The organism is Pseudomonas sp. LS44 (assembly GCF_024730785.1).
Taxonomy (GTDB): domain Bacteria; phylum Pseudomonadota; class Gammaproteobacteria; order Pseudomonadales; family Pseudomonadaceae; genus Aquipseudomonas.
This window is the reverse complement of record NZ_CP102830.1, coordinates 4,122,279-4,140,158: the sequence shown is the minus strand read 5'-3', so window position 1 is coordinate 4,140,158 and position 17,880 is coordinate 4,122,279. Positions and strand designations below refer to the sequence as shown.

The 17,880-nt window shown below is 59.7% G+C and carries 16 protein-coding genes and 1 tRNA gene; 16 read left to right on the top strand and 1 reads right to left on the bottom strand.

Annotated elements, in window-relative coordinates; genetic code table 11:
- Positions 1-59 precede the first annotated feature (59 nt).
- From miaA to NVV93_RS18565, 8 genes are all read left to right on the top strand, one after another.
- On the top strand, positions 60-1,031 hold the full coding sequence (miaA, locus tag NVV93_RS18600) for a tRNA (adenosine(37)-N6)-dimethylallyltransferase MiaA (protein ID WP_258252144.1): 972 nt from the start codon (positions 60-62) through the stop codon (positions 1,029-1,031).
- Positions 1,032-1,123: 92 nt separating this feature from the next.
- Positions 1,124-1,384: an RNA chaperone Hfq gene (gene hfq / locus NVV93_RS18595; RefSeq protein ID WP_258252143.1), complete on the top strand. Its 261-nt coding sequence runs from the start codon at positions 1,124-1,126 to the stop codon at positions 1,382-1,384.
- A 12-nt stretch (positions 1,385-1,396) separates the two neighbouring features.
- Positions 1,397-2,698: a ribosome rescue GTPase HflX gene (gene hflX, locus NVV93_RS18590; protein ID WP_258252142.1), complete on the top strand. Its 1,302-nt coding sequence runs from the start codon at positions 1,397-1,399 to the stop codon at positions 2,696-2,698.
- A gap of 96 nt (positions 2,699-2,794) precedes the next feature.
- The gene (hflK, locus tag NVV93_RS18585) at positions 2,795-3,961 is read left to right on the top strand and encodes an FtsH protease activity modulator HflK (protein ID WP_258252141.1); all 1,167 of its coding nucleotides are present in this window, start codon (positions 2,795-2,797) and stop codon (positions 3,959-3,961) included.
- Entirely contained in the window at positions 3,961-4,830 is an 870-nt protein-coding gene (gene hflC / locus NVV93_RS18580; RefSeq protein WP_258252140.1) for a protease modulator HflC, read from the top strand. The genes hflK and hflC overlap by 1 nt, the downstream gene beginning before the upstream one ends.
- A gap of 105 nt (positions 4,831-4,935) precedes the next feature.
- A complete protein-coding gene (locus NVV93_RS18575; protein ID WP_258252139.1) occupies positions 4,936-5,121 on the top strand; it encodes a DUF2065 domain-containing protein in 186 nt (61 codons plus the stop codon).
- 35 nt (positions 5,122-5,156) lie between these two features.
- Positions 5,157-6,344 carry an ATP phosphoribosyltransferase regulatory subunit gene (locus tag NVV93_RS18570; protein ID WP_258252138.1) on the top strand — a complete coding sequence of 396 codons (1,188 nt, stop codon included), beginning with the start codon at positions 5,157-5,159 and terminating at the stop codon, positions 6,342-6,344.
- Positions 6,345-6,397: 53 nt separating this feature from the next.
- The gene (locus tag NVV93_RS18565) at positions 6,398-7,690 is read left to right on the top strand and encodes an adenylosuccinate synthase (protein WP_258252137.1); all 1,293 of its coding nucleotides are present in this window, start codon (positions 6,398-6,400) and stop codon (positions 7,688-7,690) included.
- Positions 7,691-7,817: 127 nt separating this feature from the next.
- On the opposite strand, the gene NVV93_RS18560 is transcribed toward NVV93_RS18565, so the two are convergent.
- A tRNA-Leu gene (locus tag NVV93_RS18560) sits at positions 7,818-7,904 on the bottom strand.
- Between the two features lie 208 nt (positions 7,905-8,112).
- Between NVV93_RS18560 and rnr the strand changes: the two genes are divergently transcribed.
- The 8 genes from rnr to NVV93_RS18520 all read left to right on the top strand — a co-directional run bounded on the left by rnr (position 8,113) and on the right by NVV93_RS18520 (position 17,643).
- Positions 8,113-10,671 (top strand): ribonuclease R, encoded by a 2,559-nt coding sequence (gene rnr, locus NVV93_RS18555; RefSeq protein ID WP_258252136.1) that lies wholly within the window; start codon positions 8,113-8,115, stop codon positions 10,669-10,671.
- Positions 10,668-11,420 (top strand): 23S rRNA (guanosine(2251)-2'-O)-methyltransferase RlmB, encoded by a 753-nt coding sequence (rlmB, locus tag NVV93_RS18550; RefSeq protein ID WP_258252135.1) that lies wholly within the window; start codon positions 10,668-10,670, stop codon positions 11,418-11,420. Before rnr ends, rlmB begins: the two co-directional genes overlap by 4 nt.
- A gap of 189 nt (positions 11,421-11,609) precedes the next feature.
- Complete coding sequence (gene rpsF / locus NVV93_RS18545) at positions 11,610-12,032, top strand: 30S ribosomal protein S6 (protein WP_258252134.1); 423 nt, start codon at positions 11,610-11,612, stop codon at positions 12,030-12,032.
- A 28-nt stretch (positions 12,033-12,060) separates the two neighbouring features.
- Complete coding sequence (rpsR, locus tag NVV93_RS18540) at positions 12,061-12,291, top strand: 30S ribosomal protein S18 (protein ID WP_119891859.1); 231 nt, start codon at positions 12,061-12,063, stop codon at positions 12,289-12,291.
- A 35-nt stretch (positions 12,292-12,326) separates the two neighbouring features.
- Positions 12,327-13,220, top strand: coding sequence for a hypothetical protein (locus tag NVV93_RS18535; RefSeq protein ID WP_258252133.1), 894 nt, complete (start codon positions 12,327-12,329; stop codon positions 13,218-13,220).
- 21 nt (positions 13,221-13,241) lie between these two features.
- Positions 13,242-13,688: a 50S ribosomal protein L9 gene (gene rplI / locus NVV93_RS18530; protein WP_258252132.1), complete on the top strand. Its 447-nt coding sequence runs from the start codon at positions 13,242-13,244 to the stop codon at positions 13,686-13,688.
- A 113-nt stretch (positions 13,689-13,801) separates the two neighbouring features.
- Positions 13,802-15,196 carry a replicative DNA helicase gene (gene dnaB, locus NVV93_RS18525; RefSeq protein WP_258252131.1) on the top strand — a complete coding sequence of 465 codons (1,395 nt, stop codon included), beginning with the start codon at positions 13,802-13,804 and terminating at the stop codon, positions 15,194-15,196.
- Between the two features lie 137 nt (positions 15,197-15,333).
- Complete coding sequence (locus tag NVV93_RS18520; protein ID WP_258252130.1) at positions 15,334-17,643, top strand: YgiQ family radical SAM protein; 2,310 nt, start codon at positions 15,334-15,336, stop codon at positions 17,641-17,643.
- The last annotated feature ends 237 nt before the right edge of the window (positions 17,644-17,880 follow it).

Here is a 17,880-nt window from a genome sequence, read left to right as displayed (position 1 = left end):
TGCATAGCACCAGCCCGAGCGCCGCTCGCCTGATCTGACTACCTTCGAAGAGTCTGTTTATGTCCCGTCGCCTACCGCCGGCGATCTTCCTGATGGGCCCTACCGCCGCCGGTAAAACCGATCTCGCCCTGGAGCTGGCTCGCGCGCTGCCTTGCGAGCTGATCAGTGTCGATTCGGCGCTGATCTATCGCGGCATGGATATCGGCACGGCCAAGCCCAGTGCGGCGGTACTTGCTGAGTTTCCCCATCGACTGATCGATATCCGCGATCCGGCGCAAAGCTATTCGGCGGCCGAGTTCCGCGCTGATGCTTTGGCGGCAATGGCGGACATCACCGCCCGCGGGCGCATTCCGCTGTTGGTCGGCGGCACCATGCTTTATTACAAGGCATTGCTGGAGGGTTTGGCGGATATGCCGGCGGCTGACCCGCAAGTACGCGCTGCACTGGAGGCGCGGGCGGCAGCCGAAGGCTGGCAAGTCTTGCACCAAGAGCTGGCTGCAGTTGATCCGCAGTCGGCGGCGCGCATTCATCCCAACGATCCGCAGCGTCTGACTCGGGCGCTGGAGGTGTTCCGGGTGAGTGGGCTGACGATGAGCGAGCACCGTCAGCGACAAGCGGCACACGACCTTGGTACAGGGGGCGGCATGGGACAATTACCCTATACTGTCGCGCAAATTGCCATAGCGCCGGCCCAGCGCCAGGTGCTGCATGGACGTATCGCAGAAAGATTTCACCACATGGTGGAACAGGGCTTTATCGAAGAGGTCGAACTCCTGCGCAAGCGCGGCGACCTGTACGCCGGCCTACCCTCTATACGTGCGGTGGGCTATCGCCAGGTCTGGGAGTACCTCGAAGGCAGCCTCAGCAAGGCCGAAATGATCGAGCGCGGCATAATCGCCACCCGGCAATTAGCCAAGCGACAGTTCACCTGGTTGCGCAGTTGGACTGACTTATACTGGCTCGACAGCTTGGCTCACGACAATCTGCCCCGGGCCTTGAAATACCTGAGCTCGGTCTCCATATTGGACTGAGGCCTCACTAATTGCCGTCTATCCTTGGGGGTAAGGCGGAATAAGCCATTCATCACTGATTACTAAAATTGACCCTCAAAGGAGTGCGGCATATGTCAAAAGGGCATTCGCTACAAGACCCTTACCTTAATACCCTGCGTAAGGAACGCGTACCGGTTTCGATCTATCTGGTCAACGGCATCAAGCTGCAAGGACAGATTGAGTCTTTCGACCAGTTCGTCATTTTGCTGAAAAACACTGTCAGCCAAATGGTTTACAAGCATGCAATCTCCACCGTGGTGCCAAGCCGCCCGGTGCGACTGCCTAGCGCGACTGAAGGTGAGCAAGCGTTCGTCGAGCCGGGTAACGCCTAATAGGAGTTTGCCTTGTTCTTTGAGCGTCACGAAGGGGGAGAGCGGGCCATTCTGGTGCACCTGGAAGGCCAGGACCCCGAGGCGCGCGAAGATCCCCAAGAGTTTCAGGAGCTGGCGCTGTCGGCGGGTGCGGATACGGTGGCGTTGGTCAACGTGGCACGTCATCGACCTAGCGCCAAGTTTTTGATCGGTACCGGCAAGGTCGATGAGTTGCGCGATCTGGTCAAAGCCGAAGAAGCCGATCTGGTGATCTTCAATCACATCCTCACGCCAAGCCAGGAGCGCAATCTCGAGCGCGTCTTTGAATGCCGCGTGCTCGATCGCACTGGATTGATTCTGGATATCTTCGCCCAGCGCGCGCGTACTCACGAAGGCAAGCTGCAAGTCGAGCTCGCCCAGTTGGAGCACATGAGTACTCGGCTGGTGCGCGGCTGGACCCACCTTGAGCGCCAGAAAGGCGGGATTGGCCTACGTGGTCCGGGTGAAACGCAGCTGGAAACCGACCGCCGTTTGTTGCGGGTGCGCATCCGGCAGATCAAGCAGCGTCTGGACAAGGTGCGCAGCCAGCGTGAGCAGGCGCGACGCGGGCGTCGGCGTGCCGATATTCCGTCCGTTTCCCTGGTTGGCTATACCAACGCGGGCAAGTCCACGCTCTTCAATGCGCTGACGTCGTCAGAGGTGTATGCCGCTGATCAACTGTTCGCCACCCTCGACCCGACTTTACGGCGTTTGCAGCTGGATGATCTGGGGCCGGTGGTGCTGGCCGATACGGTGGGCTTCATTCGCCATCTGCCGCACAAATTGGTCGAGGCATTTCGAGCCACCCTAGAAGAGTCCAGCAATGCCGATTTGCTGCTGCATGTGATTGATGCTCACGAACCGGAGCGTGAACAGCAAATCGAGCAAGTTATTGCGGTGCTGACTGAGATCGGCGCTAATGAATTGCCGATGCTCGAGGTGTACAACAAGTTGGATCTGTTAGGGGGCGTTGAACCGCAGATTCAGCGTGACGCCGATGGCAAGCCGCAGCGAGTTTGGTTATCGGCGCGCGATGGTAACGGTCTGGATTTGTTGCGCCAGGCGGTAGCGGAGTTGCTGGGCGACGATCTGTTCGTCGGTACCCTATGCTTGCCACAAAGTATGGGTAGGCTGCGGGCACAATTTTTTGCCCTGGGCGTAGTGCAGAGCGAGGGGCATGACGAAAAAGGTGGCAGTCTGCTGGCCGTGCGCTTGCCGCGTATCGAATTGAATCGATTGGTTACTCGCGAGGGTTGGCAGCCATCCGAGTTCCTTGAGCAACACACTTTGCAATAAAGCCTGCCCCCGTGGCTTTGCTGCGGATGACGGGCATTCGGTAGCATGGGCGGGCGTGCCGTAGGTGCGTCTTTGCTTTTTCAGATGGAGAGCGCTATGGCTTGGAATGAGCCGGGTGGCAATTCGAATAATCAGGATCCTTGGGGTGGCCGCCGTGGCGGCGACCGCAAGGGGCCGCCAGATTTGGATGAGGCCTTCCGCAAGCTGCAAGAGAGCCTGAACGGGCTATTTGGCGGTGGTAAAAAACGTGGCAGTGAGCAGCGCTCCGGTGGGGGTGGCGGCTTGGGCATCCTGGTCATCGGCTTGGGTTTGCTGGCCGCAATTTGGCTGTACAGCGCGATCTATGTCGTCAACGAGCAGGAGCAGGCTGTGGTGCTGCGCTTCGGCAAGTACTACAAGACCGCGGGTCCGGGCCTGAACTTCTATTTCCCGCCGATCGACAAGAAGTATCAGGAAAATGTCACCCGCGAGCGGGCGTACAGCAAGCAAGGACAGATGCTCACCGAGGATGAAAACATCATCGAAGTGCCGCTGACCGTGCAGTACAAGATCAGTAACCTGCAGGACTTCGTCCTCAATGTTGATCAGCCTGAGTTGAGTCTGCAGCAGGCGACGGATAGTGCGGTACGCCATGTGGTTGGCTCCACGGCAATGGATCAGGTTTTGACCCAGGGTCGTGAATTGATGGCTAGCGAGGTAAAGGATCGTCTGCAGAGCTTTATGGATACCTATCGCACTGGTATTACCGTCACCCAGGTCAACCTGCAGAGTGCGGCGGCGCCGCGCGAGGTTCAGGAAGCCTTTGATGATGTAATTCGGGCGCGGGAAGACGAGCAGCGTGAGAAAAACCAAGCGGAAAGCTATGCCAATGGCGTGGTTCCTGAAGCGCGCGGCCAAGCCCAGCGTCTGCTGGAAGATGCCAGCGGTTATCGCGATGAGGTCATTTCCCGGGCTACCGGTGAAGCTGATCGTTTCAGCAAGCTGTTAACCGAGTACCGCAAGGCGCCGGAAGTGACTCGCGAGCGGCTGTATCTGGACACCATGCAGGAAATGATGACCAGCACCAGCAAGGTGTTGGTGACCGGCGATAAAGGGCAAAACAACCTGCTGTATCTCCCGCTGGACAAGATGATCGACAGCCGTGGTGCTGCCGGTGGCGCCGCGCCGGGCGTGGCTGCTGGAACTTCTGGCGCGAGTGATCTAGGCACGCGGATTAGTGCCGAGATGCAGCAGCGTGATCTGCGTTCGAGGGAGACTCGCTGATGGGCAATAAATCTTTGATCGCCCTGATCGTCGGCGTGGTGATCGCACTCGTCGCGTGGAATAGCTTCTACATCGTGTCGCAAACCGAGCGCGCTGTGCTGCTGCGCTTTGGCCGCATCGTCGAGCCTGACGTCAAGCCGGGTCTGCATGTGAAAGTGCCTTACGTGAATCAGGTGCGCAAATTCGACGCACGCCTGATGACGCTAGACGCCTCCACTTCGCGCTTTCTGACCTTGGAGAAAAAGGCGTTGATGGTAGATGCGTTCGCCAAGTGGCGAGTGCTGGACGCCGAGCGTTTCTACACTGCGACTTCCGGTCTCAAGCAGATCGCCGATGAGCGCCTGTCCCGGCGTCTGGAGGCGTCGCTGCGTGACCAGTTTGGTAAGCGCACCCTGCACGAGTCGGTTTCCGGCGAGCGCGATGCGTTGATGGGACAGGTCACCGCTTCGCTGAATAAGGCGGCGCAGCGCGAATTGGGCATTGAGGTGGTGGATGTTCGAGTGAAAGCCATCGATCTGCCTAAAGAGGTCAACCGTAGCGTGTTCGATCGCATGGGCTCCGAGCGTGAGCGTGAAGCGCGTGAGCACCGCGCCAAAGGCAAGGAGCTGGCTGAAGGGATTCGCGCGGACGCCGATCGGCAGAAGCGTGTGATTCTTGCCGAAGCCTATCGCGAGGCGGAAGAAACCCGCGGTGACGGCGACGCCAAGGCGGCGGGTATCTATGCCAAGGCGTATGGCGCTGATGGAGAGTTCTACACTTTCTATCGCAGCCTGCGCGCGTACCGCGAGAGTTTCGCGGACAAGCGCGACGTGCTGGTGTTGGACCCCGGCAGCGATTTCTTCCGTTACTTGGAAAAATCCAAACCGTAATTCGTAGCCCGGCGGCCGCTAGCCGTCCGCCGGGTGACCGAAGAGGGAAACGTGTTATCATAGGCCAGCCGGGAAAAACCCGGCTTTTTTGCGTCTGTGGGAATCATGTGGCAGGAACTCGGCATCGCGGTTTGTCTGGTGTTGGTGCTGGAAGGCATCCTGCCCTTTCTCTATCCACGACGCTGGCGCGAGACGATCGCCCAGGTGTTGCAGCTGTCTGATCGTCATCTGCGCCTCATCGGGTTGGCCAGCATGCTGCTGGGAACCGCCCTCCTATATCTGCTTCACTGAAGGCTTGCCGCCCGGCTCAAGAGGGGAATGGCGAAATGGCAACGGTAGACCGCTGGCTGCTGCCAGATGGCATCGAGGAAGTACTGCCACCAGAAGCTGCGCGCATCGAAGTCGCGCGTCGTCGAGTGCTGGATCTGTTTCAGCGCTGGGGCTATGAGTTCGTCGTCACGCCACATATCGAATATCTGGAATCTCTGCTCACGGGCGCAGGCCAGGATCTGGATCTGCGCACCTTCAAGGTTACCGACCCGCAGTCGGGCCGCTTGATGGGCTTTCGTGCCGACATCACCCCGCAGGTGGCGCGTATCGACGCCCACACCTTGCGCCGTGAAGGGCCAAGTCGGCTCTGCTATGCCGGCAGCGTTCTGCACGCCAAGCCACGTGCATTGACCACCTCACGCAGTCCGATTCAGCTGGGTGCCGAGTTGTATGGCGATGCTAGCGCGACCAGCGACGTGGAGGTCATCAGTCTGCTGCTTGAGACGCTCGAGCTGGCGAGCGTTCCGGAAGTGCACATCGATCTTGGTCACGTCGGCATTTATCGCGGTCTGGCGCGTGCGGCCGGATTGTCCGGTGAGACTGAGCAGCAGCTATTCGATGCCTTGCAGCGCAAGGCGGTCGATGAGGTGGCGGCACTTACCAAGCCTTTGCCGGCCGCGCTGGGCGGCATGCTGCGCGCCCTTGCTGAGCTCTGCGGTGATCGGCAGGTGCTGGATATGGCGCGAGCCCGTTTGGCTGAGGCTCCCGCTGAAGTGCATGCGGCACTGAACGATCTGATTGCCATCGCCGACACGCTGGCGCAGCGCTATCCCGAATTGCCGTTGTATTTCGATCTCGGCGAGTTGCGTGGTTATCACTACCACACCGGCGTGGTGTTCGCGGCGTTTGTGCCAAGTGTTGGCCAGTCGATTGCTCAGGGCGGACGCTATGATGATATCGGTGCTGATTTCGGCCGAGCGCGTCCGGCGACCGGTTTCTCCACTGACTTGAAGACTTTGGTAACTCTTGGCCAGATGACCCTCGACCAGCCATTGGCGGGGGTGTGGGCGCCGAATGGCCAGGATCTGGCTTTGTGGTCGGTGGTGCAGCAACTGCGGCGCGAAAACTTACGCGTAGTGCAGGCGTTGCCCGGACAGGATTTAAGTGCTGCGCGCGAGGCTGGCTGTGATCGCCAGCTATCTCTGATCGGTGGATGCTGGCAGGTCGTGCCGCTGAATTTTTAAGTATTCCCGCCGGCCGCGGCCGGCATCAAGCTTCCGCGAAGAGGACATGTGTTATGGGTAAGAATGTCGTGGTCCTGGGCACCCAATGGGGTGATGAGGGCAAAGGCAAGATCGTCGACCTGCTGACTGAGCAAGCGGCGGCGGTGGTGCGTTATCAGGGTGGTCATAATGCCGGTCATACTCTGGTGATCGACGGCGAAAAAACCGTTCTACACCTGATCCCCTCGGGGATTCTGCGCAGCAACGTGCAGTGCCTGATCGGCAATGGCGTAGTGGTCGCCCCTGATGCACTGATGCGCGAGATCACCAAGCTGGAAGAGAAGGGTGTGCCAGTGCGCGAACGCCTGCGTATCAGCCCGTCTTGCCCGTTGATCCTGTCCTATCACGTGGCCTTGGACCAGGCGCGCGAGAAGGCGCGTGGCGACGCCAAGATCGGCACGACTGGTCGTGGCATTGGTCCTGCCTACGAGGACAAAGTGGCGCGTCGTGGCCTGCGTATTGGCGATTTGTTCCATCGCGAGCGTTTTGCCGCCAAGCTTGGCGAGCTGCTCGATTATCACAACTTCGTGTTGGTCAATTATTATAAAGAGCCGGCGATCGATTTCCAGTCGACGCTGGACGAGTGCATGGTCTACGCCGAGCAGCTGCGACCGATGATGGTCGATGTCGCAGCCGAGCTGCACGAACTGCGTCGCGCCGGTAAGGACATCATGTTCGAGGGCGCTCAAGGTGCGTTGCTGGATATCGATCACGGTACTTACCCGTTCGTGACCAGCTCAAACACCACTGCCGGCGGTACGGCGACCGGTTCCGGCTTTGGTCCGCTGTACCTCGACTATGTGCTTGGGATCACCAAGGCGTACACCACGCGGGTCGGCTCCGGTCCTTTCCCGACTGAACTGTTCGATGAGACTGGCGCGTTTCTCGCCAAGCGCGGCCACGAGTTCGGTTCGACCACCGGGCGCGCGCGCCGTTGTGGCTGGTTCGATGCCGTAATCCTGCGTCGGGCTATCGAAATCAACAGCATTTCCGGCCTGTGCCTGACCAAGCTCGACGTGCTTGATGGCTTGGAGACCATTCGCATTTGCGTGGGTTACAAGGATGCGCAGGGTGCAGTGATCGACGCGCCGACCGATGCCGACAGTTACATTGGCCTGCAGCCGGTGTATGAAGATGTACCAGGCTGGAGCGAGTCGACCTTGGGTGCTCGGACTCTGGAAGAGCTGCCGGCGAATGCGCGTGCTTACATCAAGCGGGTAGAAGAATTGGTTGGTGCACCGATCGATATCGTCTCTACCGGACCGGATCGCAACGAAACCATCGTGCTGCGCCATCCGTTTGCTTGAGTGATGCCGTAAAAAACAAAGGGTCGCCATGTGCGACCCTTTGATGTTTCTGGGTGGTGCGTTTGCTTGGTGCGCCGCAAAAATTGCAGGCAATAAAAAACCGAGCACTTGGCTCGGTTTTTTGAATTGGTGCCCAGGAGAAGACTCGAACTTCCACGGCCGTAAGGCCACCAGCACCTGAAGCTGGCGTGTCTACCAATTTCACCACCTGGGCATTGAGTTCGCTGATTGCTCAGCTACTTTCAACTACAACAACGTTTGCTGTCGTTGTGGGGGCGCACTATACGGAGGCTCCAATTAGCTGTAAACCCCTGTTGTGAAAAATTTTTTATTCGCACAGCCAGGCTGACCAACAGACCAATTTCGCGCTTCAATAGGCCATGGCAATCATATAAAGCATGAAAAAAGGTGAAGTCTCTCTAATGGCCGATTGGCAATCCCTCGATCCCGAGGCCGCTCGTGAAGCGGAAAAATACGAAAATCCCATCCCCAGCCGCGAGCTGATCCTGCATCACCTCGACGAGCGCGGCGCGCCAGCCAGTCGCGAGCAGTTGGTGGAAGAATTTGGTTTGATCACCGAAGAGCAACTGGAAGCTCTTCGCCGCCGTTTGCGCGCAATGGAGCGCGACGGTCAGTTGATCTATACCCGTCGTGGCACCTACGCGCCGGTGGACAAGCTGGATCTGATCCTCGGTCGTGTCAGCGGCCATCGCGATGGGTTTGGTTTTCTGGTTCCGGATGACCGGAGCGACGACTTGTTCCTCAGTCCCGCCCAGATGCGCCTGGTTTTCGATGGTGACCGCGCATTGGCGCGAGTGTCCGGGCTGGACCGCCGCGGTCGCCGCGAAGGCGCCATTGTCGAAGTGATCTCGCGGGCACACGAAACAGTCGTGGGCCGCTATTTCGAGGAAAGCGGCATCGGTTTCGTCATGCCCGACAATCCGAAAATTCAGCAGGAAGTGTTGATCACCGCTGGCCGTAATCTGAATGCCAGGCAAGGTCAGTTCGTCGAGGTGAAGATCACCCATTGGCCGACCCCGCGTTTCCAGCCGCAGGGCGATGTGGTCGAAGTGATCGGCAATTACATGGCGCCAGGCATGGAGATCGATGTTGCCCTGCGCACATACGATATTCCGCACACCTGGCCTGATGCTGTCGTCAAAGAGGCTGCCAAGCTCAAGCCGGAAGTCGAAGAAAAGGACAAGGAAAAGCGCGTCGATCTGCGCCATTTGCCTTTCGTCACCATCGATGGCGAGGATGCGCGCGATTTTGACGATGCGGTTTTCTGTGAAAAAAATGGCAGTAACTGGCGGCTGTTTTCCGGTGGCTGGAAGCTCTACGTGGCCATCGCCGACGTGTCGCACTACGTCAAGATCGGTTCGGCGCTGGACGAAGAAGCCAAGAGCCGCGGCAACTCGGTGTATTTCCCCGAGCGCGTAGTGCCAATGCTGCCGGAAGAGCTGTCGAACGGTCTGTGCTCGTTGAATCCGCACGTTGATCGATTGGCCATGGTCTGCGAGATGTCGATCTCCAAGACCGGCAAGATGCTCGACTATCAATTCTACGAAGCGGTGATCCACTCCCACGCGCGGCTGACCTACAACAAGGTCAGCACCCTGCTCGAGCAACCGAAAAGCGCGCCGGCCAAAGCGTTGCGGGCGGACTACGGCGATGTGTTGCCGCATCTCAAGCAGCTGTATGCGCTCTACCAAGTGCTCCTGGCTGCTCGTCACGAGCGCGGCGCGATCGACTTCGAAACGCAGGAGACGCGCATCATTTTCGGCTCCGGGCGCAAGATTGCAGAAATCCTGCCGACCCAGCGCAACGATGCGCACAAGCTGATTGAGGAGTGCATGCTGGCCGCGAACGTGGCAACTGCCGAGTTTCTCAAGAAGCATGAAGTTCCTGCGCTGTATCGGGTGCACGACGGGCCGCCGCCGGAGCGCCTGGAGAAGCTCAAGGCATTTCTGACCGAGTTGGGGTTGTCGCTGCACCGCGGCAAGGCCAAGGGGTCGCCATCACCGAAAGACTATCAGGGGCTGCTGGAAGCGATCCGCGAGCGCCCGGACTTCCATCTGATCCAGACCGTGATGCTGCGCTCGCTGAGTCAGGCGGTGTACAGCGCCGACAATCAGGGGCATTTCGGCCTGAATTACGAGGCGTATACCCACTTCACCTCGCCGATCCGCCGTTATCCCGATTTGCTCGTGCATCGGGCGATTCGCAGCGTGATCCGCTCCAAGGTTGATACTCCGCATGTGCAGCGGGCGGGGGCGGTAAGCATTCCCAAAGCGCGCATCTATCCGTACGACGAGCCTGCATTGGAGCAGTTGGGCGAACAGTGCTCGATGACCGAGCGGCGCGCCGATGAGGCCACACGTGATGTGGTCAATTGGCTGAAATGCGAGTTCATGAAAGATCGGGTCGGCGAAACCTTTGCCGGGGTAATCACGGCGGTAACCGGTTTCGGGATCTTCGTCGAACTGACCGATATCTATGTCGAAGGCCTCGTGCATGTCACCGCGCTGCCGGGTGATTACTACCACTTCGATCCAGTGCATCACCGCCTGGCGGGTGAGCGCAGTGGGCGCAGTTTCCGTCTCGGCGATAGCGTTGAAGTGCGGGTCATGCGCGTCGATCTGGACGAGCGCAAGATCGATTTCGAGCTGGCTCCTGGCGAAACGGGCAAGCTCGGTCCGCGTAATCGCGAAGCGGGCGATACGACGAGTCGAGAGCGCGCCGGGCGAACCGAGAAACGCAGTGCGGGCAAGCGTGAAAGTGCTGCCGGCAATACCGATGTGACGCGCAGTCGTGAAGTGAAACAGGCCCTGTTGGCCGAAGCCAAAGCGGCCGGGCGCAGCAAGAGCAAGTCCGCTGCCGGCGCGGCTCCGAGCGGCCAGGCGAAGGGCGATAAGCCCAGCAAGCATCGCAAAGGACCGGCCAAGCCCGCTCGAAGCGGTAGGGCCAAGGCTAAATCATGAGTCAATTGGAAAAGATCTACGGCGTGCACGCAGTGGAAGCCTTGCTGCGTCACCATCCGAAACGCGTCAAACAGGTGTGGCTGGCGGAAGGGCGCAGTGATCCGCGCGTGCAGACTCTTCTCGAGTTGGCGGCGCAGGCTCGTGTGGCGGTCGGTCAGGCTGAGCGGCGGGAGATGGATGTCTGGGTCGAGGGCGTGCACCAGGGCGTAGTGGCGGAGGTCAGCCCCAGCCAGGTCTGGGGCGAGGCGATGCTCGAGGAGCTACTCGATCGCAGTGAAGGGGCGCCGTTGCTGCTGGTGCTGGACGGCGTGACCGATCCGCATAACCTCGGCGCTTGCCTACGCACGGCCGATGCCGCCGGCGCGCTGGCGGTGATCGTGCCGAAGGACAAATCGGCGACGCTCAATGCCACTGTGCGCAAGGTCGCGTGTGGCGCTGCCGAGGTAATTCCGCTGGTGGCGGTGACCAATCTCGCGCGCAGTCTGGAGAAGTTGCGCCAGCGCGGACTCTGGGTGGTTGGTACCGCGGGCGAGGCCGAGCAGGACATCTACGCGCAGGACCTGACCGGTCCAACCGTGTTGATCATGGGCGCAGAGGGTAAAGGCATGCGTCGGCTGACGCGCGATCTTTGCGACTATCTGGTCAAGCTGCCGATGTCGGGCAGTGTCAGCAGCTTGAACGTCTCGGTAGCCACTGGTGTGTGCTTGTTCGAAGCGGTACGGCAGCGTCAGGCCAAGACCTCTGCATAGCGCGTCCGCCCTGGGCGCGTTGTTCAAATAATCACCAATTTCCTTGCGTGGCTAATGGGGCTTCTCTAGAATGGCGCCCCTTGCCGCTAGGCGGGTGTGTTTGCGCCCGTTGCTTGGCAAGGCAAACAGTGTCATTCACTCCTTGCCTGACCGCCCTTGGCGGCAGGCTACAACCCGTAAGGAGCATTTATGCGTCATTACGAAATCATCTTTCTGGTTCACCCGGACCAGAGCGAGCAAGTCGGCGGCATGGTTGAGCGTTACACCAAGCTGATCGAAGAAGACGGCGGCAAGATTCACCGCCTGGAAGATTGGGGCCGTCGTCAACTGGCCTATGCAATCAACAATGTTCACAAGGCTCACTACGTGATGCTGAACGTTGAGTGCACCGGCAAAGCCCTGGCTGAGTTGGAAGACAACTTCCGTTACAACGATGCCGTGCTCCGTAACCTGGTCATCCGTCGCGACGAAGCCGTAACTGGCCAGTCCGAGATGCTTAAGGCTGAGGAAAACCGTAGCGAGCGCCGCGAGCGTCGTGATCGTCCTGAAAGCGCTGACTCCGTCGATGGCGATGACAGTGACAACAGCGACAGCGATAACGCTGACGAGTAATCCACGGATCTATTGAGGAGCCACTCTCATGGCACGTTTTTTCCGTCGTCGTAAATTCTGCCGTTTCACCGCTGAAGACGTGAAGGAGATCGATTACAAAGATCTCAACACTCTGAAGGCCTACATCTCGGAAACCGGCAAAATCGTTCCTAGCCGTATCACCGGTACCAAGGCTCGTTATCAGCGTCAGCTGGGCACCGCGATCAAGCGCGCCCGTTTCCTGGCCCTGCTGCCCTACACCGACAGCCACGGCCGCTGAGACCGGATGTCGACTAGCAGTAAGGATTAAATCGCATGCGTGCCTTGGCTGAGTTCATCATGCGCGGCCGCATGCAAGCCACTCTCGTAGTGGTGGGTTCTGCGGCATTGCCGCTGCTGTTCTGGTTAAGTGCTGCCGCTGGATGCCTAGTGCTACTGCGGCGCGGTCTCAACGATGCGTTGAGCATCCTGGTTTGGGCTTTGCTGCCGGCTGTTGGCTGGTGGTACTTCGGTGATCCGCGCGTCTTGATGATGCTGTTCGGTTCGCTCGGGTTGGCGCTGCTCCTGCGCGCCGGCCATTCCTGGGCCAGGGTTTTGCTCGCTAGTGTGGTTGTTGGCCTGGTGTATGGCTTGGTATTGGGTTCGGTGTTTCGCGAACTCATCGATGCGGTGGTGACGGAGTTGCAGAAACTCATGCCGCAGGCGCTCGGTGAGCTCCACCAACAGTTGTCGGTGGATGAGCGGGCCCGTCTAGATGCCTTGTTAGCGCCTGTACTGACTGGATTGCTGGCAGCTCTGCTGCAAGTTGTCAGCCTGCTCTGCCTGATGCTTGGGCGGTTCTGGCAGGCGACGTTGTACAACCCGGGTGGTTTCGGTCGTGAGTTTCGCGCCGTGAAGCTGCCGCCGGCTCTAGCGATGTTGTTGCTGGCCGGCATGCTGCTCGGTCCCAATCTGGGGATGCAGGCAGCCATGCTGACGCCGCTGTGCAGCGTACCGCTGGGGTTCGCCGGACTGGCCCTGATGCATGGGTTGGTGGCGGACGGGCGACTGGGCCGTTTCTGGCTGGTCGGGCTGTATGTGACCCTGCTGCTGTTTATGCAGCTGATTTATCCGTTACTGGTGGTGTTAGCCATTGTCGACAGTCTGATTGATTTTCGCGGACGCCAGGCGCGCAAGAACGGCGCCGGTCCTGCGAACGGTGAAGGTTAAAAGTTTAAGAGGTAAGACCAAATGGAAATTATCCTGCTGGAAAAAATCGCCAACCTGGGCAACCTGGGCGACAAGGTGAACGTCAAGTCCGGTTACGGCCGCAACTACCTGCTGCCGCAAGGCAAAGCTACCGCTGCTACCGCTGCGAACATCGCAACGTTTGAAGCGCGCCGTGCCGAGCTGGAAAAAGCCGCTGCCGACAAGAAAGCATCTGCTGAGACGCGCGCTGCGCAACTGGCTGAGCTGGAAGTCACCATCACCGCTACCGCGGGCGATGAAGGCAAGCTGTTCGGTTCGATCGGTACTCACGACATCGCTGATGCGCTGACCGCCTCTGGCGTCGAAGTATCGAAAAGCGAAGTTCGTCTGCCGAACGGCACCATCCGTAACGTGGGCGAATTCGACATCGCTGTGCACCTGCACACCGACGTTGAAGCGACCGTTCGCGTTGTCGTGGTAGCCGCTTAAGCAACATCGATCGCCTAGCACCTTCGGGTCTGGGCGGTTAACATCGGGCACGGCTCCGCCTCGGCGGGTCGTGCCCTTTGTCTTTCTGAAATCCTGTTTTTTTGTCGAGCCTCATGAACGATATCAGCCTGCCTGAACAATACGATCTGCAAACTACGGCTCTCAAAGTGCCGCCGCATTCGATCGAGGCCGAACAGGCGGTTCTGGGTGGCCTGATGCTCGACAACAATGCCTGGGAGCGCGTACTCGATCAGGTTTCCGATGGCGATTTCTATCGCCACGACCATCGGCTGATTTTCCGTGCCATCTTCAAACTGGCCGAACGCAATCACCCCTTCGACGTGGTGACCCTGTCCGAGCAACTGGACAAGGAGGGTCAGCTGAGCCAGGTCGGCGGTCTCGCCTACCTTGGTGAGCTGGCCAAGAACACCCCGTCGGTTGCCAACATCAAAGCCTATGCGCAGATCATTCGCGAGCGCGCGACCCTGCGTCAGCTGATCGGCATCAGCTCGGAAATTGCCGACAGCGCCTACGCGCCGCAGGGCCGGACCGGCTCGGAAATCCTCGACGAAGCCGAGCGGATGATCTTCCAGATCGCCGAAGCGCGGCCGAAAACCGGCGGCCCGGTGGGCATCAACGACATCCTGGTCAAGGCCATTGACCGCATCGACAGCCTGTTCAACAACGGCGATGCGATCACCGGCCTGTCTACCGGGTTTGACGATCTGGATGCGCAAACCAGCGGCCTGCAACCGGCCGACCTGGTGATCGTCGCCGGTCGTCCGTCGATGGGTAAGACCACCTTCGCGATGAACCTGGTAGAAAACGCCCTGATGCGCAGCGACAAGGCAATTCTGGTGTTTTCCCTGGAGATGCCCTCCGAATCCATCGTGATTCGTATGCTCGCCTCGCTGGGTCGCATCGATCAGACCAAAGTGCGCGCTGGGCGGCTGGACGACGATGACTGGCCACGCCTGACCTCGGCGGTCAACCTGCTCAACGACCGCAAGTTGTTCATTGACGACACCGCCGGCATCAGTCCGTCGGAGATGCGTGCACGTAGCCGCCGTCTGGCTCGCGAGCACGGTGAGATCGGCCTGATCATGGTCGACTACCTGCAGCTGATGCAGATCCCCGGCTCCAGCAGCGACAGCCGGGTTAACGAGATTTCCGAGATTTCCCGCTCGCTTAAGGCGCTGGCCAAAGAGTTCAATTGCCCGGTTATCGCCCTGTCGCAGCTCAACCGCTCGCTTGAGCAGCGGCCGAACAAGCGCCCGATCAACTCCGACTTGCGGGAATCCGGAGCCATCGAGCAGGACGCCGACATCATCATGTTCGTGTACCGCGACGAGGTGTATCACCCCGAGACCGAGCTCAAGGGCGTGGCCGAAATCATCATCGGCAAGCAGCGTAACGGGCCGATCGGTACCACCCGCCTGGCCTTCCTCGGCAAGTACTCGCGCTTCGAGAACCTGGCGCCGGGTAGCTATCAGTTCGACGACGAATAACCCGCCGAACCCGCCCATCCATGCCGTTGCGCGGCATCGTAGCAACCCAAACGACCAAGTCCGGCAGTCGGATTTGGTTAAAATTTGTGCTATATTCCGCGCCCGCTTTTTAGCCCAGCCATCTATCGGTCCTCGCCATGCAAGCCGCCAAGCCGTTGTTCGACTATCCCAAATACTGGGCCGAATGTTTCGGGCCGGCGCCTTTCCTGCCGATGAGCCGGGAAGAGATGGATCAGCTCGGTTGGGATTCCTGCGACATCATCATCGTCACCGGCGATGCCTATGTGGATCACCCCTCGTTCGGTATGGCAATCATCGGTCGTCTGCTCGAAGCTCAGGGCTTTCGCGTCGGCATCATCGCCCAGCCGAACTGGCAGTCGAAAAACGACTTCATGAAGCTCGGCGAGCCAAACCTGTTCTTCGGCGTCGCCGCCGGCAACATGGACTCGATGATCAATCGTTACACCGCCGACAAGAAAGTCCGCTCGGACGACGCCTACACCCCCGGTGGCATGGCCGGCAAACGTCCGGATCGCGCGAGCCTGGTGTACAGCCAGCGCTGCAAGGAGGCCTACAAGCACGTGCCGATCGTACTCGGCGGCATCGAGGCATCGCTGCGCCGCATCGCGCATTACGACTACTGGCAAGACCGCGTACGCAACTCGATCCTGATCGATGCCAGCGCCGACATCCTGCTGTATGGCAATGCCGAGCGGGCGATTGTCGAAGTCGCCCAGCGCCTGTCCTACGGCCACAAGATCGAAGACATCACCGACGTGCGCGGCACCGCGTTCATTCGCCGTGATACGCCGCAAGGCTGGTACGAAGTCGACTCCACCCGTATCGACCGTCCGGGCAAGATCGACAAGATCATCAACCCGTATGTGAATACCCAGGACACCCAGGCTTGCGCCATCGAGCAGGAAAAAGGGCCGGTCGAAGACCCGAGCGAAGCCAAGGTGGTGCAGATCCTGGCCAGCCCACGGATGACCCGCGACAAAACCGTGATCCGTCTGCCGTCCATGGAAAAGGTGCGTAACGACGCCGTTCTGTACGCTCATGCCAACCGCGTGCTGCACCTGGAAACCAACCCGGGCAACGCCCGCGCGCTGGTACAGAAACACGGTGAAGTGGACGTGTGGTTCAACCCGCCACCCATCCCGATGACCACCGACGAGATGGACTACGTATTCGGCATGCCGTATCAGCGCATTCCGCACCCGGCCTATGGCAAGGACAAGATCCCCGCCTACGACATGATTCGTTTCTCGGTGAACATCATGCGTGGTTGCTTCGGCGGCTGCACCTTCTGCTCGATCACCGAGCACGAAGGCCGGATCATCCAGAACCGCTCGGAAGAGTCGATCATTCGCGAAATCGAAGAGATCCGCGACAAGGTGCCGGGCTTCACCGGAGTGATCTCCGACCTCGGTGGGCCGACCGCGAACATGTACCGCATCGCCTGCAAAAGTCCGGAAATCGAATCCGCCTGCCGCAAGCCATCGTGCGTGTTCCCCGGCATCTGCCCGAACCTGAATACCGACCACTCGTCGTTGATCCAGCTGTATCGCAGCGCCCGGGCGCTGCCAGGGGTGAAGAAGATTCTGATCGCTTCCGGCCTGCGTTACGACCTCGCGGTCGAGTCGCCGGAATACGTCAAAGAGCTGGTCACCCACCACGTTGGTGGTTACCTGAAGATCGCCCCGGAACACACCGAGGAAGGTCCGCTCAATCAGATGATGAAGCCGGGCATTGGCAGCTATGACAAGTTCAAGCGGATGTTCGAGAAGTACTCGAAAGAGGCGGGCAAAGAGCAGTATCTGATCCCCTACTTCATCGCCGCGCATCCGGGCACTAGCGACGAGGACATGATGAACCTCGCCCTGTGGCTGAAGGGCAACGGCTTCCGCGCCGACCAGGTACAGGCGTTCTATCCGTCGCCGATGGCCACTGCGACTGCCATGTACCACTCGGGCAAGAACCCGCTGCGCAAGGTGACCTACAAGAGCGATGGCGTGCAGATCGTCAAGAGCGAGGCGCAGCGTCGCCTGCACAAGGCTTTCCTGCGCTACCACGATCCGAAAGGCTGGCCGATGTTGCGCGAGGCGCTGACCCGCATGGGCCGTGCCGACCTGATCGGTCCGGGCAAGCACCAGTTGATCCCGCTGCACCAGCCGTCGACCGACAGCTACCAGAGCGCGCGGCGGAAGAACTCGACACCGGCCGGTAGCCATAAAGTGGCCAAGGACACCAGCACCAAGATCCTTACCCAGCATACCGGGCTGCCGCCGCGCGCCAGTGATGGTGGCAACCCGTGGGACAAGCGTGAGCAAGCCAAGGCCGCTGCGTTCGCCAAGAACAAGGAAGACGCCAAGGCGCGTGCCGAAGCGGGTAAGAGCCAAGGCAAGGGTAAGAAGGGCGGCAAGAAGCCGGTAGTGCCACGCTGATCGGTCATCCTGTGACGCACGATAAAAACGCCAGCCTGAGCTGGCGTTTTTTGTAGGTTGGCGTTGAGCGCAGCGATACCCAACGATCGGCGAGGCGGGCAGCAAGTGATTGGCCGGCAGACGGCGGTGCCGCAGTCGGTAGCCCGGATGTAAACCGGGACTGGGGCTGCCTGTTTCCCCGGATTTCATCCGGGCTACGTTGATCCGCATCCCGCGCAGGGCTTGGCTTTGAGGTAT